The organism is Jannaschia rubra (assembly GCF_001403735.1).
GTDB lineage: Bacteria > Pseudomonadota > Alphaproteobacteria > Rhodobacterales > Rhodobacteraceae > Jannaschia > Jannaschia rubra.
The window spans coordinates 201,163-214,571 of the sequence record NZ_CXPG01000013.1 but is presented as its reverse complement, the minus strand read 5'-3'; the positions used below and the strand labels follow the sequence as shown (position 1 = coordinate 214,571).

Below are 13,409 nucleotides of genomic sequence, written 5' to 3'. Positions count from 1 at the left end.
GCCGAAGCTGGCGGACGTCATGGATGACGCCGGGCACGACGTCCCGACCTGCATGACCTTTCCGAGGGAGCATCGTGCCGGGCCGCGCTCCGCGACTCCGATCGAGCGTCCGAACGGCGAGATCCGGGCGGCGCACCGGAGGCGTCGGCGTCTTCCCGATGACGATGCCATCCTCCGCCTCGTCGGCCCGCCGCTCCTCGAACAGGACGATGAATGGGCGGTCCAGCAGGGGGCGGTACGTGACACTGGAACCCATGGACCCTTCGAGCGAAGATGCCATCGTCAGCCTGCCCGTCGCAGCACGCCGATCAGGCACACCCGCGCCGGACGTCATGGCGATCCTCAAGGCCAGATACACAGGTCAGTGGGATACGATCGACGGCCTCGAAGCCTTTATCACTCCTGAAGCGACGCCAGGGCCTTCTTGATCCTCTTGAGCAGGTCCGCCCGGTCCTCGCCTTCCATGCCTTCGCCCGATGCGCGCATGTAGGCCTTCTTGTCGTCGCGCCATTGCTCCAACATGCGGATCTTCTCCGCGCGGCTCAGATCGGCGTCGCGCAGGATGTCCTCCGGCGCTGTGTATTTTCCATGGTAGCTCAAGACGGAACCCCCGTTTGGTGACTTCGCGAAGGGATAACATGCCCGCCGCGACGCCGACAGATCGAACCTTGCCCGAGGTCCAGCTGCCGGCAGCGGCAGGCGGACGCTTTCCGGACGGTCAGTGGCCATACTGCGGTGGACCCCAGCCCTGAGCCTCGCCATCATGTCCCGGCCTATGGCCCACCGTGCGCGCAACGGCCTGCAACAACACCTTCCGGACAAGGGGCCCGGAACGATGAAACGACTTCTCCCCGCCTCCGGCATCGACCGCTGGAGCTGCCGGGCATGGACGACCGGAGCGAATGGCAAAGACGATGACGAACCTGCTCAAGCGACATGGATGGTGGGCGATCCACGCCATCCGCATGACCGTCGCCGGCGTCGCGGCGCTCGCGGCCGTCTATGCGCTCGGCCTCACGGTGGAGCTCTCGGCCGTCATCAGCGCCATCGTCGTGACGCAGAGCAACATCGGCGGCTCGCTGGGCAAGGCTTTCGAACAAGGGGCCGGGTCGTTCCTCGGCGCCGTCGTCGCCGCGGTCGTGGCCCTCCTCCTCCGGCCGGACGATCCCCTTTCGTCCGCTCTCGCCCTGACGCTCGCGCTTGTTCCCCTGTCGGTGCTGGCGGCGTTCTCGGTCGGGTTCCAGATCGCGCCGATCACCGCCACCGTGGTTTTGCTGGGCGCGCCGGGTCTCGACGTCGGGCCTGACGTCCTGGCGGCCGAACGGTTGCTCGGCGTCACCATCGGCTGCGGCGTCGGCCTCCTGACCGGCGTGCTGGTGTTGCCGGCCCGGGCGTCGCGCTCGGCCGTCGCGGTGGCGGCGACCGTCGCGGGCCTGCTCGCCGCTCAGCTGCGCGCCATCGCGCCGGACGACGGCACCGGCGAGGATACGCTCGCCGCGCGAGCGAGCGAGATCCGCCGCGCCCTGCTGGAGCTTTCGACCTTCGCCGCCGAAGCGGCAAGGGAGCGGCGCTTCGCCATCGGTCGCACGCCCGATCCGGAACGGGCGCTGCGCGCGCTCCGCCGCGTGCGTTTCGACGTGGACATGCTGCGCCGCGCCGCGCGGGGCGCGGGCGACGATACGCTCACGGATGCGCTGGCCGAGCCGTGGCGGCGTGCCGCGACCGGCGCGGCAGGCGCCCTAACGCATGTCGAGGCGCTGTTGGCGGGCCGTCCCATCGCCGGCCCGGCCGTGTCGCTGGCGCCCATCGTGCGCGACTACCGCGAGGCGCTGAACGGGATGCGGAAGGCGGGCCGCACGCGCAGCATGTCGACCCCCGAACTCGCCCGTCTGTTCGGGATCAAGTTCGCCCTGCGGCAGCTTGAGCGCGATCTCGTCGAACTGGACGCCGTGGCGCAGGATATCGCGCTTCCCCGCCGGCGTTGGGGCTCCTGACCCGCGCGGGTCCGGCACGCGCGGACCCTATGCGCTCAGGTCAGGACCTCCGGGGCCGCGCCATTTCGACCCAGCATCATGTCGGCCACGTTCTCGGCCAGCATCATGGTCGGCGCATTCGTGTTGCCTGCCACGATGTTCGGCATGATCGACGCGTCGACCACGCGCAGACCGTCGATGCCGCGCAGACGCGCTTCGGGGTCGACGACCGACGCGGCGTCCGTCCCCATCCGGCAGGTGCCCACCGGGTGATAGATCGTCTCGGCCCGCGCGCGGATATCGGCGATAAGCTGGGCATCCGTCCGCACCTCGGGGCCGGGCAGGATCTCGGCGCGCACATGCCGGGCCAGGGCCGGCGCCGCCATGATGCCGCGGGCGATCTTCAGCCCGTCGAGCAGCGTGCCGATGTCGTCGGGATGGCTTAGATAGTTCGCCTCGATCCGGGCGGGCATCGACGTGTCGGGGCCGTTCAACCCGATCCGGCCGCGGCTTTTCGGCAGAAGGTCGCAGACGTGGAGCGTCATGCCATAGCCCCAAGAAAGCTTGCGTCCGTGGTCGCGCAGAAGCGCCGGCAGGAAGTGGAACTGGAGGTTCGGCCGGTCCCGCGACGGGTCGGACCGGACGAAACCGCCCGCTTCGGCCACGTTGGACGTCAACTCCCCGGTCCCGCCCCGCCAATAGGACCAAGCGGCCCGGACGGCGCGGGGCAGGAAGCTCGGCGCCAGCCCGATCCCCTCCCGCCCCCGGGCGGAAGCCATGACCGTGATGTCCAGATGGTCGGCCAGGTTGCTCCCGACCTCCGGCGCATCATGCAGGACGGGGACGCCATGCCGAGCAAGCTCCTCCGCCGGCCCGATGCCCGACAGCATCAGCAGATGCGGTGAGTTCACCGCTCCGCCCGACAGGATGACCTCTCCGCCCGCGTTCAGGCGCAGGTCGCGGTCGCGCAGCGCGACGCCGACCGCCCGCCGTCCCTCGAACAGGATCCGCTCGACCGGCTTCCCCGTCAGCGTCGTGAGGTTCGGCCTGTCCCGGGCCGGTTCGAGAAAGGCGCGCGCCGCGCTGAACCGCCGCCCCTCCCGCTGCGTCACCTGATAGAGGCCCACTCCCTCCTGCCGCGCACCGTTGAAATCGGGATTCTCGGGATACTGGCACTGGGTGCCCGCCTCGACGAAGGCGTGGCTGAGCGGATTGACATGGCGCAGGTCGCTGACGGCAAGCGGCCCGTCGGTGCCGTGATGCGCATCCGATCGCGCGGTGTTTCCCTCCATGCGCAGGAACAGCTCCCGCACGCGCGGCCAGCCCCAGTCCGGCCCCGCTGCCGCCTCCCACCCGTCGTAGTCCTTCGGATGCCCGCGCATGTAGATCATCGCGTTGATCGAGCTCGACCCGCCCAGCGTCTTGCCGCGCGGCCAGAACAGGCTGCGGCCGTTCAGTTCCGGCTCGGGATGGGTGTCGTAGGCCCAGTTGATCCGCTTGCTCCCCACCAGCAGCGCAAGGCCGAGCGGCATGTGGATCAGGGGGTTCGTGTCGCGGGGGCCGGCCTCGACCAAGCAGACGCGCCTGCGCGGATCCTCCGACAGACGGGCCGCCATGACGCACCCGGCCGAACCGCCACCCACGATGATGTAGTCGTACACTTCCTGCCCCCGCAGCCGCTTCGCCATGCCGCGCGACCCGGTCAACCCAAGGGCCCCCGGGTCCGCGGACAAGTGGCTAGCGGCGCATCCGCCGCGCCATGCGCACGGCACGGTTCACATGACGCAGGTTGCCCCCGGCACGGCCCCCGAGATAGCGGCCGAGGCCGCGCATCAGGATCATCTGGATGATACGTCCGAACATATGGTCCTCCCCTGTCGCCGGGCCCAATCAGCTTTCCTCCGGCGGCGACCTTTCGAACATGTCATCGGGCGCGTCATCTTCAACCCCCTGCGCCTCCGTCGGCGGCGGCGTGCCTTCCAGCAGACCCGCCGCGCGCAGCTCCTTCAACCCTGGCAGGTCACGGGGCGAGGACAGGCCGAAGTGGTCCAGGAACGCACGTGTCACGACGAAGGTGACCGGCCGCCCGGGTGTCTGCCGGCGCTGGCCCAGCTTGATCCAGTCCATCTCCATCAATTGCTCGACGGTGCCGCGGCTGACCGACACGCCGCGGATCTCCTCGATCTCGGCGCGGGTGACGGGCTGGTGATAGGCGACGATGGCCAGCGTCTCGATCGCCGCCCGGCTCAGCCTGCGCGTCTCGACCGTCTCGCGCGTCATCAGGAACGCCAGGTCCGGCGCCGTCCTCATCGCCCAGGCGTCCCCCACGCGCTGCAACCGGATGCCGCGCCCTTCGTACCGCTTCGCCAGACGCTCCAGCGCGGCAGGCGCATCGCAACCGTGCGGCAGCCGGGCGTGCAATTCCCCGACCGTCACCGGCGCGGCGGAGGCGAACAGGATCGCCTCGACCATCCGCTCCTGCTCGGCCGGGGGCGGCGCCCGGAACAGGCTGTCCTGGGGCGCGCCGGTCATGCCCGCGCCGCACGCAGGCGGATCGGCCCGAACATGTCGTCCTGACGCAACTCCAGCCGCCCGTTCTTCGCCATCTCCAGCGTCGCGGCGAAGGTCGACGCGGTGGCTGACCGCCGCCGCCCCGGATCGCCGTCCCAGCCGTCGGGCAGGAACGCCATCAGGTCGGTCCAGTCGCCCACGGCGCCGATGATCGGACGCAGGCGCTCCAGCGCCTCCTCCATCGTCCAGATGCCCTGACGGTCCATGACGAAGGGGCGGAAATCGTCGCGGGTCCGGGTGCGGGCATAGCCCTGCATCAGGTCGAGCAGGGTTGCCGTCCAGATCACCTTGCGCGACCGTTCCAGCCCCTGCGGCTCCCCGCGGGCAAAGACGTCGCGGCCGAGCTGATCGCGCGCCATCAGGCGGGCCGCGGCCGTTCGCATCGCCTCCAGCCGCTCCAGCTGGAACGCCAGATGCGCGGCCAGATCCTCGGCCGACGGCCCCTCCTCCTCGGGGTCGGGCGGCAGCAGCAGGCGCGACTTGAGGAAGGCGAGCCAGGCCGCCATCACCAGATAATCCGCCGCAAGCTCGATCCGCAGGGCGCGGGCGCGTTCCACGAAGGTCAGGTATTGCCGCGCCAGTTGCAGCACCGACACCCGGCGCAGGTCCACCTTCTGCGTCCGCGCCAACGTCAGCAAAAGGTCGAGCGGCCCCTCGAAGCCGTCCACGTCGACGATCAGCGCCTCGGCCGCCAGCCGTTCGGCCACGTCGTCGCGGGCCGGTCCCTCGATGAAGTCTTCCGCCATCCCTGCCCCTCAGGACGTGAGGCGGCCAAGTTCCGCATGGGCCGCTTCGATGTCAAGCGGCGCGGGGTCGGCCCGCATGGCGAGGGCGCGGGCGGCGCGGTCGGCGGAGCGGCCCTCCAGACGCGGCGCGGTCGCAGCCACGGCCTCCATCTCCGCCGCTTCGCCGTTGCAGTGCAGGATCACGTCGCAGCCCGCCGCGATGGCGCGCGTGCAGCGCTGCGCCATGTCACCCGGCAGGGCGCCCATGCTGATGTCGTCGGTCATCAACAGGCCGTCGAACCCGATGGTCCCCCGCACCTCGGCCAGCACGGCGGCGGAGATCGTGCCGGGCGCCGTGTCGATGGCGGAATACACCACATGCGCCGTCATCCCCATGGGCAGGTCGGCCAGACGGCGGAACACCTCGAAATCGGTGCGGCGCAGGTCGTCGAGCGGGGTGTCCACGCGGGGCAGGCCCAGATGGCTGTCCACGCTGCCGCGTCCGTGGCCCGGAATGTGCTTCATCACCGGCAGGACACCGCCCGCAAGACAGCCGTCGGCATTGGCGCGGGCCCGCGCGGCGACCGTATCCACCCCGTCGCCATAAAGACGCGACAGAAGGAAGGGATGCGTATGCTCGCCGGCGATATCGGCCGTGGGGGTGCAGTTCACGTCGATGCCCACGTCGCGCAACTCATGTGCGATCAGCGCGGCGCGCAGGAACATCGCGCGTTCGGGGTCGGTGGCACGCGACATCTGCGTCAGGGGACGCGGCCAGCGGGTCCAGAACGGCGGGCCCATGCGCTGCACCCGCCCGCCTTCCTGGTCGATGAGGACGGGCGCCTCGCGCCCCACCGCCGCGCACAGGTCGCCGGTCAGCGCGCGCAGGCGGTCGGGGGTGTCCACGTTGCGCGCGAACAGAATGAAGCCCCAGGGGTCGCTTTCGCGGAAGAACGCCGCCTCCCGCGCGGTCAGGTCCGGGCCCTCGCACCCGAGGATGAAGGCCCCGGCCATGCGGCCTTCAGCGGACGGTGACGGGGATGCAGGCGGCATCCTTGGCCAGAAGCTCGGCGCAGAAGCGGCGCGCGTCCGACCCGTCGTCGAAGCCCACGACCCGCAGGCGCCAGAAGTCGCGTCCGCCGGAGTTCGCCTTCTGGATCAGCCGCCCCTTGCCCGCCATGTAATCGCCGAAGCGGCCTTCCAGACGCTCCCACTCGCTGCGGGCGATGGCCTCGCTGTCGAAGGCGCCGAGCTGCACCACGCGGGTGCCCGGCACCACCGACGTCGGGTCCACGTCGCGGCCCAGGGTCGAGGTCGCATCGGCCGAGGCCACCAGCGTGCCGCGGGGCGAGGCCGGCGCCTCGGTCGGCACGGTGGCGGGCACGCGCACGGCGGCCACGGCCATGTTGGCGGGGCGCTGGCGCGGGCGCGACGAAAGGGCGACGCCGGGTCCGGCGGCGGCCACGACGACCTCGGGCTCCGCCGCGGCCGCGGTGGCGGCGGCGATGGCGGCCACGATCTCGGGCGCGGGCACACCCGCGGCGACCTGCTCGGGCAGGGTGTCGTCGGGGGTGGGCGCGCCGTCGATGGCGGCGACCTCGATCCTCGTGTCGGGCGCCTCGTCCTCGGGGGCGAGCGGCGTCTCGACCGTCTCGGGCTTCTCGGCGGAGGCCATGCGGTCGCCCAGCGCGGGCGCGTCCAGCGACACCGGCGGCGGGGCCAGCACGATCTGGTCGGGTGCGGGGGCGGCCGCCCCGCCCGATGTGATGTCCGACAGCGCGAGGCCCTGGAACGGCGCGACCGTGCCGCCGGGGTTCTCGGGCTCCACCCGCATCGGGCCCTCCATGGCGCGGATAACCGGCACGCCCGACACGTCGCGGAAGGTCAGGTCGACGGCCCAGACCGCCATCCCCGCCGTCAGGCCGAGCGACGTCAGCGCCCCCGCCCAGTTCGCGAACCCGAAGTTGCGCGCCGCTTCCATCAGACGCGACGGCTGCTCGACGCCGTAATCCGCACCGTAGTAATCGAAATCCGCCATGTGCCTGCCCTCCACCCCGGACGCGGCGACGCGTCGAGGGTCGTGTGTCACTGTCACCGAAAATGCGGCCGTGCCGATCTTCGCCTCATATCGTGGCGCGGGGTTTGCCCCGCTGCCGTAACTGCTCTCTCGGCCCGCGCGTCCGCCCGGTGTTCCGGGTCGGCGGCCCGGCCCCGGCGATGCCGGGAACCGTCAGCGCATCTGCTGCGCGGGCTCGACGCCCAAGATACCCAAACCGGACGCGATTACAATGGAGACCGCCCGCGCCAGCGCGATCTTGGACCGGCTGATTTCCGCGTCGTCCTGCACGAAGCGCAGCGCCGGCTCCTCGTTGCCGCGGTTGTAATGGGCATGCAGGGCCTGCGCCAAATCATAGAGGTAGAAGGCCACGCGGTGCGGCTCCTGCGTGCGGGCGGCGATCTCGACCAGGCGCGGCCATTCGGCCAGCTTGGCCGCCAGCGCCTGCTCGGCACTGTGGCCAAGATGCGTCAGGTCCGCGCCGGCCAGATCGGCGTCGGACACATTGATGCCACTTTCCGACGCCTTCGACAGGATGCTCATGATCCGGGCATGGGCGTATTGGACATACCACACGGGGTTGTCCTTCGACTGCTCCAGCACCTCGTCCACGTCGAAGTCGAGCGGCGCGTCGTTCTTGCGGGTCAGCATGACGAATCGGGTGACGTCCCGGCCCACCATCTCGACCACGTCCGAAAGCGTCACGAAGGTGCCCGCCCGCTTCGACATCTTCAGCTGCTCGCCCCCCCGCGTCAGCCGGACAAGCTGCGTCAGCTTGATGTCGAGCGGCACCGCCCCGTCGGTCAGCGCGGCCACCGCCGCCTTCATCCGCTTGACGTAGCCGCCGTGGTCGGCCCCGAACACGTCGATCAGCGCGTCGAACCCCCGCTTCGTCTTGTCGTAGTGATAGGCGATGTCGGGCGCGAAATAGGTCCAGCTTCCGTCCGACTTCATGATCGGGCGGTCCACGTCGTCGCCATAGGCGGTCGAGCGGAACAGCGTCTGCTCCCGCGGCTCCCAGTCGTCGGGCAGCTTGCCCTTGGGCGGCTCCAGCGTGCCGCGATAGATCAGGCCCTTGGCGTCGAGCGTGTCGATCGCCGCCTCGATCCGCCCCGTGCCGTAAAGCGCCTTCTCGGAGCTGAACACATCCATCTCGACGCCCAGGAGCGCCAGGTCGCTGCGGATCAGGTCCATCATCGCCTCGGTGGCAAAGCTGCGGACCTCGTCCAGCCAGTATTGCTCGCCCTTGTCCAAATAGGCGTCGCCCACCTTCGCCTTCAGCGCCTCGCCCACGGGGACCAGATAGTCGCCGGGATAGGTGCCGTCGACGAACTCCACGGGCTTCCCGTGCGCCTCCAGATAGCGAAGGTAGACCGACCGGGCCAGCACATCGACCTGCGCGCCGCCGTCGTTGATGTAGTATTCACGCGTCACCTCGTGCCCGGCAAAAGCCAGCAGCGACGCCAGCGCATCCCCGAAGACCGCGCCGCGGGTGTGGCCCACATGCAGGGGGCCGGTCGGGTTGGCGCTCACGTATTCGACGTTGACCTTCCGCCCCGCCCCCATGTCGGAGCGGCCGTAATCCGTCCCCTCGGCCAGCACGGCGGCCACGGTGTCCTGCCACACCCGCGCCGACAGCCGGATGTTGAGGAACCCCGGCCCCGCCACCTCCGCCGCCTCGACCCGCGGGTCGGCCGTCAGCCGGGGGGCCAGCGCCTCGGCGATGTCGCGGGGCTTCATGCCGGCGGGTTTTGCCAGCACCATCGCGGCATTCGTCGCCATGTCGCCATGGGCCGCGTCGCGCGGCGGCTCCACCGCCACGTTGCCGGTGTCGAGCCCGTCGGGGATCGTCCCGTCGCGGGCCATGTCGGCCAGCGCGGTCAGGGTCAGGGCGCGGATGTCTGCGAAGATGTTCATGGCGGGCCGTCCGATGTCAGGGGTCCCGCCCCTTTAGCCCCGCCCCGCCGCGGGTTCAACGCGCGCGGACCGGCGTCATTCGGCGTGGGTCAACACCACCATCATCGCCATCTCGCAGGTATCGAGGCCGGGCACCTCCTGCCCTTGGGCCTCCATCATCGCGGCTACGTCCATCGTGGTCTGCGATTCGATGCGGTCGGGGGCGGTGATGTGCATCCGCGTGGTGCCGATCCGGGCGCCGGTCTGCGGCAGGGTGATCGCCCCTTCCCAGGTGTCGTCGTCCGCGCGGGTCCATTCGACGCCCTGGCTTGCCGCGGCCAGGCTTTCCTGCGTGGGGTCGAAGGTGCCGTTCCAGACGATCTCGGTCGTCGTCTCCTGCGCCATCTGCGCGGCCATCTGCTCCAGCGCGGGGGCCATCGCCTCCGGGCAGCCGTCGCTCAGGGTCGCGTCCTCGGGCGTGCCGGTCCAAGCGCCGTCCTTCGGCACGATCTGCGCCTGTGCCAGCGCCGGCGTCAGGATCAGGGCAAGGGTCGCGATCTTCCGCATGTCTGTGTCTCCGGTATGCAAAGACGGCAAAGATGCAGGCGCGTCCCATGGCCCGCAACCCTGTCCGGCACCGCCGGCGGCATCCTGCCCGGCGCGTCAGGCCCCGCCGATGAGCCGGTCGTGGGACTGGAGCGCGAAGCGGTCGGTCATGCCCGCAATATAGTCGCAGACGATGCGCGCCAGCTCCTCCTCGGTCGCCGCCTCCTCCACGTCCTTGCGCCATTGCTTCGGCAGGTCGCCCGTATGCGCCATCAGCCAGGGGAACAGCTCGTCGAGAACCTGCGTCACCTGCCGCCGCATCTCGACCACGGCGGGAGCGCGGTACATCCGCTCGAACAGGAAGGCCCGGATCACCCGCAGGTCGGACCAGAGCGCGGGCGAGAACTGCACCATCATCCGCCCCGCCGCGCGGATGTCGCCGGCCGAGCGGGGGTCGAGGTCGCTCAGGTTCGCCTCGGTCACGGCGATCACATCCTCCACCAGCACGCCGAAGAACCGGCGCAGCGCCTCGTGCCGCCGGCGATAGTAGTTCAGCCCCGGATAGGCGGCGTCCACCTCGGCAAAGCAATCCCGCAGGATCGGCAGCTCCGCCAGTTCGTCGGTCGAGAACAGCTCAGCCCGCAGCCCGTCGTGCAGGTCGTGGTTGTTGTAGGCGATGTCGTCGGACAGCGCCGCCACCTGCGCCTCGGCGCTGGCGTGGGTGTGCAGTTCCAGATCGTGCCGCGCGTCGTATTCGGCCAGCGCATAGGGCACCGGCGGCAGGACGGGGCCGTTGTGCTTGGCGATCCCCTCCAGCGTCTCCCACGTCAGGTTCAGCCCGTCCCATTCCGCGTAATGCCGCTCCAGCCGGGTGACGATCCGCAGGGCCTGCGCATTGTGGTCGAACCCGCCCCAGGGCGCCATCAGCCGGTCCAGCGCCTCCTCGCCCGTGTGGCCGAAGGGGGTGTGGCCCAGGTCGTGCGCCAGCGCCACCGCCTCGGTCAGCTCCACGTTCAGGCCCAGGTGCTTGGCGATGGTCCGCGCCACCTGCCCCACCTCGATCGAATGGGTCAGGCGGGTGCGGAAATAGTCGCCCTCATGCTCGATGAAGACCTGCGTCTTGTGCTTGAGGCGGCGAAAGGCGCTGGAATGGATGATCCGGTCCCGGTCCCGCTGGAAGGCGGAGCGGAAGGCGCTTTCACCCTCCGGGTAAAGGCGTCCGCGCGTGTCGGCGGGATCGCTGGCATAAGGCGCGTGCATTGGGTCGCTCGGACAGGTCGGGTCGCGCAGGGGTATAGGCGACGCGGCGGCGAATGACAGCCCCGGAACGCGCGCGGCCCTTGAACCCCGGCGCCGTACCGCACAGATTGATCGCACGCCCCGTCCGAAGGAACCCCGCGATGAACGTTCCCCCCAAGGTCACCCCCCGCGCGTTCGAGCGCCTGTCCGAGATCGGCGCCGCCGCGCAGGGCAAGGGCCTGCGCGTCGCGGTCGACGGGGGCGGGTGTTCCGGGTTCCAGTATCGCATCGACCTCGACACGCCGGGCGACGGCGACCTGGTGCTGGAGGGCGAGGGCGAGCAGGTGATCGTCGACGAGGTGTCGCTGCCCTTCCTCGCCGACGCCGTCATCGACTTCAGCGAGGAGTTGATCGGCGCGCGCTTTACCGTGCAGAACCCCAACGCATCGAGCAGTTGCGGCTGCGGGGTCAGCTTCTCGATGTGACGGGCTCCATGTCGGCGCGGTCCACGATCCGTACGAACCGCCCCGTCAGCGCCACGCCCGCCGCCGCCAGCCCGATGACCAGCCCCATCCAGAGGCCGACCGGCCCCCAGTCCAGCCCGAACCCCAACCCATAGCTGACCGGCAGGCCCAGCGCCCAATAGGCGATGATCGCATAGATCATCGGCCGCCGCGTGTCCTGCACCCCGCGCAGCAGGCCCAGCGCCATGACCTGCGCGGCATCGACCAGCTGGAACAGCGCCGCCACCCGCAACAGCACCACGCCGAGCGCCAGAATGGCTCCCGCCTCCGGGTCGGAGGTGTCGAGAAACCGGCGCACCAGCCATTCGCCGGCCAGCAGATAGACCGCCGTATTCACCACGACCGCTGCCGCCGACAGGATCATCGCGGCGATCGCCGCGCGTTTCAGCCCCGTGGCATCGCCCCGTCCCCAGGCCTGCCCCACCCGCACCGTGGCCGCCGCCGACAGGCCGACATGCACCATGAAGGTGGCCGCCGCGATGGTGATGGCGATGCCGTGCGCGGCCAGCGCCGCCGTGCCGAGCCAACCCATCATCAGGGCGGTCGCGGCGAACAGGCTCGATTCGGCCAGATGCGTCAGGCTGATGGGCCAGCCCAGGCAGAAGATCTCGGCCATCGCGGGCCAGTCGGGGCGGTGGATGTTGCGCAGCAACTCGAACCGTCCCATGCCCGGCGCCCGCGTGGCATAGATCGCCAGAACCACCGCCGTCAGCGAATGCACCGCGACCGAGGCGATGGCCGCGCCCCGCACCCCCAACTCCGGCGCACCCCAGTTGCCGAAGATCAGCAGCCAGTTCAGCCCGGCGTTCAGCACCACGGCAGCCAGCGTCGCGAGCAGAACGATGCGGGTATGCTCCATCGCCGACAGGTGGCTGCGGAACGTCGCGGTCAGCAGCGCGGGGATCATCCCGAAGCCCGCGATCCGCAGATAGGCCTGCGTGTCGGCGGCCACCTGCGGCCCCTGCCCCGCCGCGCTCAGCAGCGGCCCGGAAAAGAAGAACAGCGGCAGCATCCCGAGCGCCAGCGCCCCCGACAGCCACAGCCCCATCCGCGTCACCCGCCGCGTCCGCGTATCGTCCAGCCGCGCCACGGCTTGCGCGACCAGCGGCATGACGGCGAAGGCGAAGCCCGCGCCGACGATGAAGAACAGGAAGAACATCGAATTGCCCAGCGTCCCCGCCGCCAGGGCATCGACCGAATAGCGGCCCAGCATGATCGTGTCGGTCAGCCCCACCATGATCTGCGCCAACTGGCTGCCGACCAGCGGCAGGCCCAGCACCAGCGTGCGTTTCAGATGGTATGACAAGCCGTCCATGGCCAGCCGCTAGCCGCCGCGCGAAGGTCTGGCAAGCGGGCTCAGCCGTCGATGCGGTCCTGTGCGCGGTTGATGACCGTGACGCAGGCGCCCCGGTGGCGGCCGAGCTCGTCGCGGGTCTCGGGGTCGGAGGCACGCGCCTCCACGTCGGTCAGAAGGTCGAGGATGCGGGTGCCGTCCCGCACGACGGCCTTCAGGCCGCTGCCTCCGAATAGCCCGCGCAGCCCCTCCACCAGGCCGGACGTGGCCGACGGCGGTGCCTCGCGGTTGACCAGCATGATCGACACATCCGACCGAAGCGCCGTCAGAACGTCGTGCCAGAGGGCCATGATCTCCAGGTCGGTCTCGGACGCGCCCCGCGGCTCTATCCGCTCGAAGGCCGTCTCGACGGCGACCAGCAGCATCCGCAGGGGTTCGACCATCGCCGCACCGGGCGGCTTGCCGTCATTCTCCGCGGCCTCCGTTGCGGCCATGTAGTTCGCGGACATCTGAGCTGGCGTGGCGGGATCGGTCATCCGGGCTCCTTCCGGACTCAACCGCCTGCGACCCGGCGGGTTCCTGTCA

The 13,409-nt window shown here is 70.4% G+C and carries 15 protein-coding genes; 3 read left to right on the top strand and 12 right to left on the bottom strand.

Translation table 11 applies throughout. The features are described from left to right. The first annotated feature begins 19 nt into the window (after positions 1-19). Entirely contained in the window at positions 20-406 is a 387-nt protein-coding gene (locus JAN5088_RS19630; protein ID WP_082429835.1) for a transposase, read from the top strand. On the opposite strand, the gene JAN5088_RS05890 is transcribed toward JAN5088_RS19630, so the two are convergent. Continuing rightward, positions 397-600, bottom strand: coding sequence for a hypothetical protein (locus tag JAN5088_RS05890; RefSeq protein ID WP_055681884.1), 204 nt, complete (start codon positions 598-600; stop codon positions 397-399). The genes JAN5088_RS19630 and JAN5088_RS05890 overlap by 10 nt on opposite strands. Positions 601-902: 302 nt before the next feature. Between JAN5088_RS05890 and JAN5088_RS05885 the strand changes: the two genes are divergently transcribed. Next, on the top strand, positions 903-1,994 hold the full coding sequence (locus JAN5088_RS05885; RefSeq protein WP_055681883.1) for an FUSC family protein: 1,092 nt from the start codon (positions 903-905) through the stop codon (positions 1,992-1,994). A 35-nt stretch (positions 1,995-2,029) separates the two neighbouring features. Here the strand turns inward: JAN5088_RS05885 and JAN5088_RS05880 are convergent, their stop codons facing one another. The 9 genes from JAN5088_RS05880 to JAN5088_RS05845 all read right to left on the bottom strand — a co-directional run bounded on the left by JAN5088_RS05880 (position 2,030) and on the right by JAN5088_RS05845 (position 11,027). Then, the gene (locus JAN5088_RS05880; protein ID WP_233489724.1) at positions 2,030-3,661 is read right to left on the bottom strand and encodes a GMC family oxidoreductase; all 1,632 of its coding nucleotides are present in this window, start codon (positions 3,659-3,661) and stop codon (positions 2,030-2,032) included. A gap of 49 nt (positions 3,662-3,710) precedes the next feature. Further along, on the bottom strand, positions 3,711-3,836 hold the full coding sequence (locus tag JAN5088_RS19405) for a hypothetical protein (protein WP_267885367.1): 126 nt from the start codon (positions 3,834-3,836) through the stop codon (positions 3,711-3,713). Positions 3,837-3,863: 27 nt separating this feature from the next. Beyond that, the gene (gene scpB / locus JAN5088_RS05875) at positions 3,864-4,505 is read right to left on the bottom strand and encodes an SMC-Scp complex subunit ScpB (RefSeq protein WP_055681882.1); all 642 of its coding nucleotides are present in this window, start codon (positions 4,503-4,505) and stop codon (positions 3,864-3,866) included. After that, positions 4,502-5,290 carry a segregation and condensation protein A gene (locus tag JAN5088_RS05870; protein WP_055681881.1) on the bottom strand — a complete coding sequence of 263 codons (789 nt, stop codon included), beginning with the start codon at positions 5,288-5,290 and terminating at the stop codon, positions 4,502-4,504. Before JAN5088_RS05870 ends, scpB begins: the two co-directional genes overlap by 4 nt. A 9-nt stretch (positions 5,291-5,299) precedes the next feature. Further along, positions 5,300-6,283, bottom strand: coding sequence for a glycoside hydrolase family 3 N-terminal domain-containing protein (locus JAN5088_RS05865; protein ID WP_055681880.1), 984 nt, complete (start codon positions 6,281-6,283; stop codon positions 5,300-5,302). Positions 6,284-6,290: 7 nt separating this feature from the next. Then, positions 6,291-7,307 carry an SPOR domain-containing protein gene (locus JAN5088_RS05860; RefSeq protein WP_055681879.1) on the bottom strand — a complete coding sequence of 339 codons (1,017 nt, stop codon included), beginning with the start codon at positions 7,305-7,307 and terminating at the stop codon, positions 6,291-6,293. A gap of 192 nt (positions 7,308-7,499) precedes the next feature. Then, positions 7,500-9,242 (bottom strand): arginine--tRNA ligase, encoded by a 1,743-nt coding sequence (gene argS / locus JAN5088_RS05855; protein ID WP_055681878.1) that lies wholly within the window; start codon positions 9,240-9,242, stop codon positions 7,500-7,502. Between the two features lie 75 nt (positions 9,243-9,317). Then, positions 9,318-9,788, bottom strand: a complete 471-nt coding sequence (locus tag JAN5088_RS05850; RefSeq protein ID WP_055681877.1) for a hypothetical protein — start codon at positions 9,786-9,788, stop codon at positions 9,318-9,320. Between the two features lie 96 nt (positions 9,789-9,884). After that, positions 9,885-11,027: a deoxyguanosinetriphosphate triphosphohydrolase gene (locus tag JAN5088_RS05845; RefSeq protein WP_055681876.1), complete on the bottom strand. Its 1,143-nt coding sequence runs from the start codon at positions 11,025-11,027 to the stop codon at positions 9,885-9,887. 140 nt (positions 11,028-11,167) lie between these two features. Here JAN5088_RS05845 and JAN5088_RS05840 point away from each other — a divergent pair, with 140 nt between their 5' ends. Further along, a complete protein-coding gene (locus tag JAN5088_RS05840; RefSeq protein WP_055681875.1) occupies positions 11,168-11,491 on the top strand; it encodes a HesB/IscA family protein in 324 nt (107 codons plus the stop codon). Here the strand turns inward: JAN5088_RS05840 and JAN5088_RS05835 are convergent. Both JAN5088_RS05835 and JAN5088_RS05830 read right to left on the bottom strand, forming a co-directional pair. Beyond that, complete coding sequence (locus JAN5088_RS05835; protein WP_055681874.1) at positions 11,475-12,845, bottom strand: MATE family efflux transporter; 1,371 nt, start codon at positions 12,843-12,845, stop codon at positions 11,475-11,477. The two genes, JAN5088_RS05840 and JAN5088_RS05835, sit on opposite strands and share 17 nt — an antisense overlap. Before the next feature lie 41 nt (positions 12,846-12,886). Further along, on the bottom strand, positions 12,887-13,360 hold the full coding sequence (locus JAN5088_RS05830; RefSeq protein WP_055681873.1) for a hypothetical protein: 474 nt from the start codon (positions 13,358-13,360) through the stop codon (positions 12,887-12,889). Positions 13,361-13,409: the final 49 nt, after the last annotated feature.

Coding starts and splice junctions, on each gene's coding strand:
- JAN5088_RS05830 (WP_055681873.1), bottom strand. CDS start 13,360: ATGACCGATCCCGCCACGCCAGCTCAGATGTCCGCGAACTACATGGCC.
- scpB (WP_055681882.1), bottom strand. CDS start 4,505: ATGACCGGCGCGCCCCAGGACAGCCTGTTCCGGGCGCCGCCCCCGGCC.
- JAN5088_RS05885 (WP_055681883.1), top strand. CDS start 903: ATGGCAAAGACGATGACGAACCTGCTCAAGCGACATGGATGGTGGGCG.
- JAN5088_RS05835 (WP_055681874.1), bottom strand. CDS start 12,845: ATGGACGGCTTGTCATACCATCTGAAACGCACGCTGGTGCTGGGCCTG.
- JAN5088_RS05845 (WP_055681876.1), bottom strand. CDS start 11,027: ATGCACGCGCCTTATGCCAGCGATCCCGCCGACACGCGCGGACGCCTT.
- JAN5088_RS05850 (WP_055681877.1), bottom strand. CDS start 9,788: ATGCGGAAGATCGCGACCCTTGCCCTGATCCTGACGCCGGCGCTGGCA.
- JAN5088_RS05870 (WP_055681881.1), bottom strand. CDS start 5,290: ATGGCGGAAGACTTCATCGAGGGACCGGCCCGCGACGACGTGGCCGAA.
- JAN5088_RS05880 (WP_233489724.1), bottom strand. CDS start 3,661: ATGGCGAAGCGGCTGCGGGGGCAGGAAGTGTACGACTACATCATCGTG.
- JAN5088_RS19630 (WP_082429835.1), top strand. CDS start 20: ATGGATGACGCCGGGCACGACGTCCCGACCTGCATGACCTTTCCGAGG.
- JAN5088_RS05860 (WP_055681879.1), bottom strand. CDS start 7,307: ATGGCGGATTTCGATTACTACGGTGCGGATTACGGCGTCGAGCAGCCG.
- JAN5088_RS05865 (WP_055681880.1), bottom strand. CDS start 6,283: ATGGCCGGGGCCTTCATCCTCGGGTGCGAGGGCCCGGACCTGACCGCG.
- JAN5088_RS05840 (WP_055681875.1), top strand. CDS start 11,168: ATGAACGTTCCCCCCAAGGTCACCCCCCGCGCGTTCGAGCGCCTGTCC.
- argS (WP_055681878.1), bottom strand. CDS start 9,242: ATGAACATCTTCGCAGACATCCGCGCCCTGACCCTGACCGCGCTGGCC.
- JAN5088_RS19405 (WP_267885367.1), bottom strand. CDS start 3,836: ATGTTCGGACGTATCATCCAGATGATCCTGATGCGCGGCCTCGGCCGC.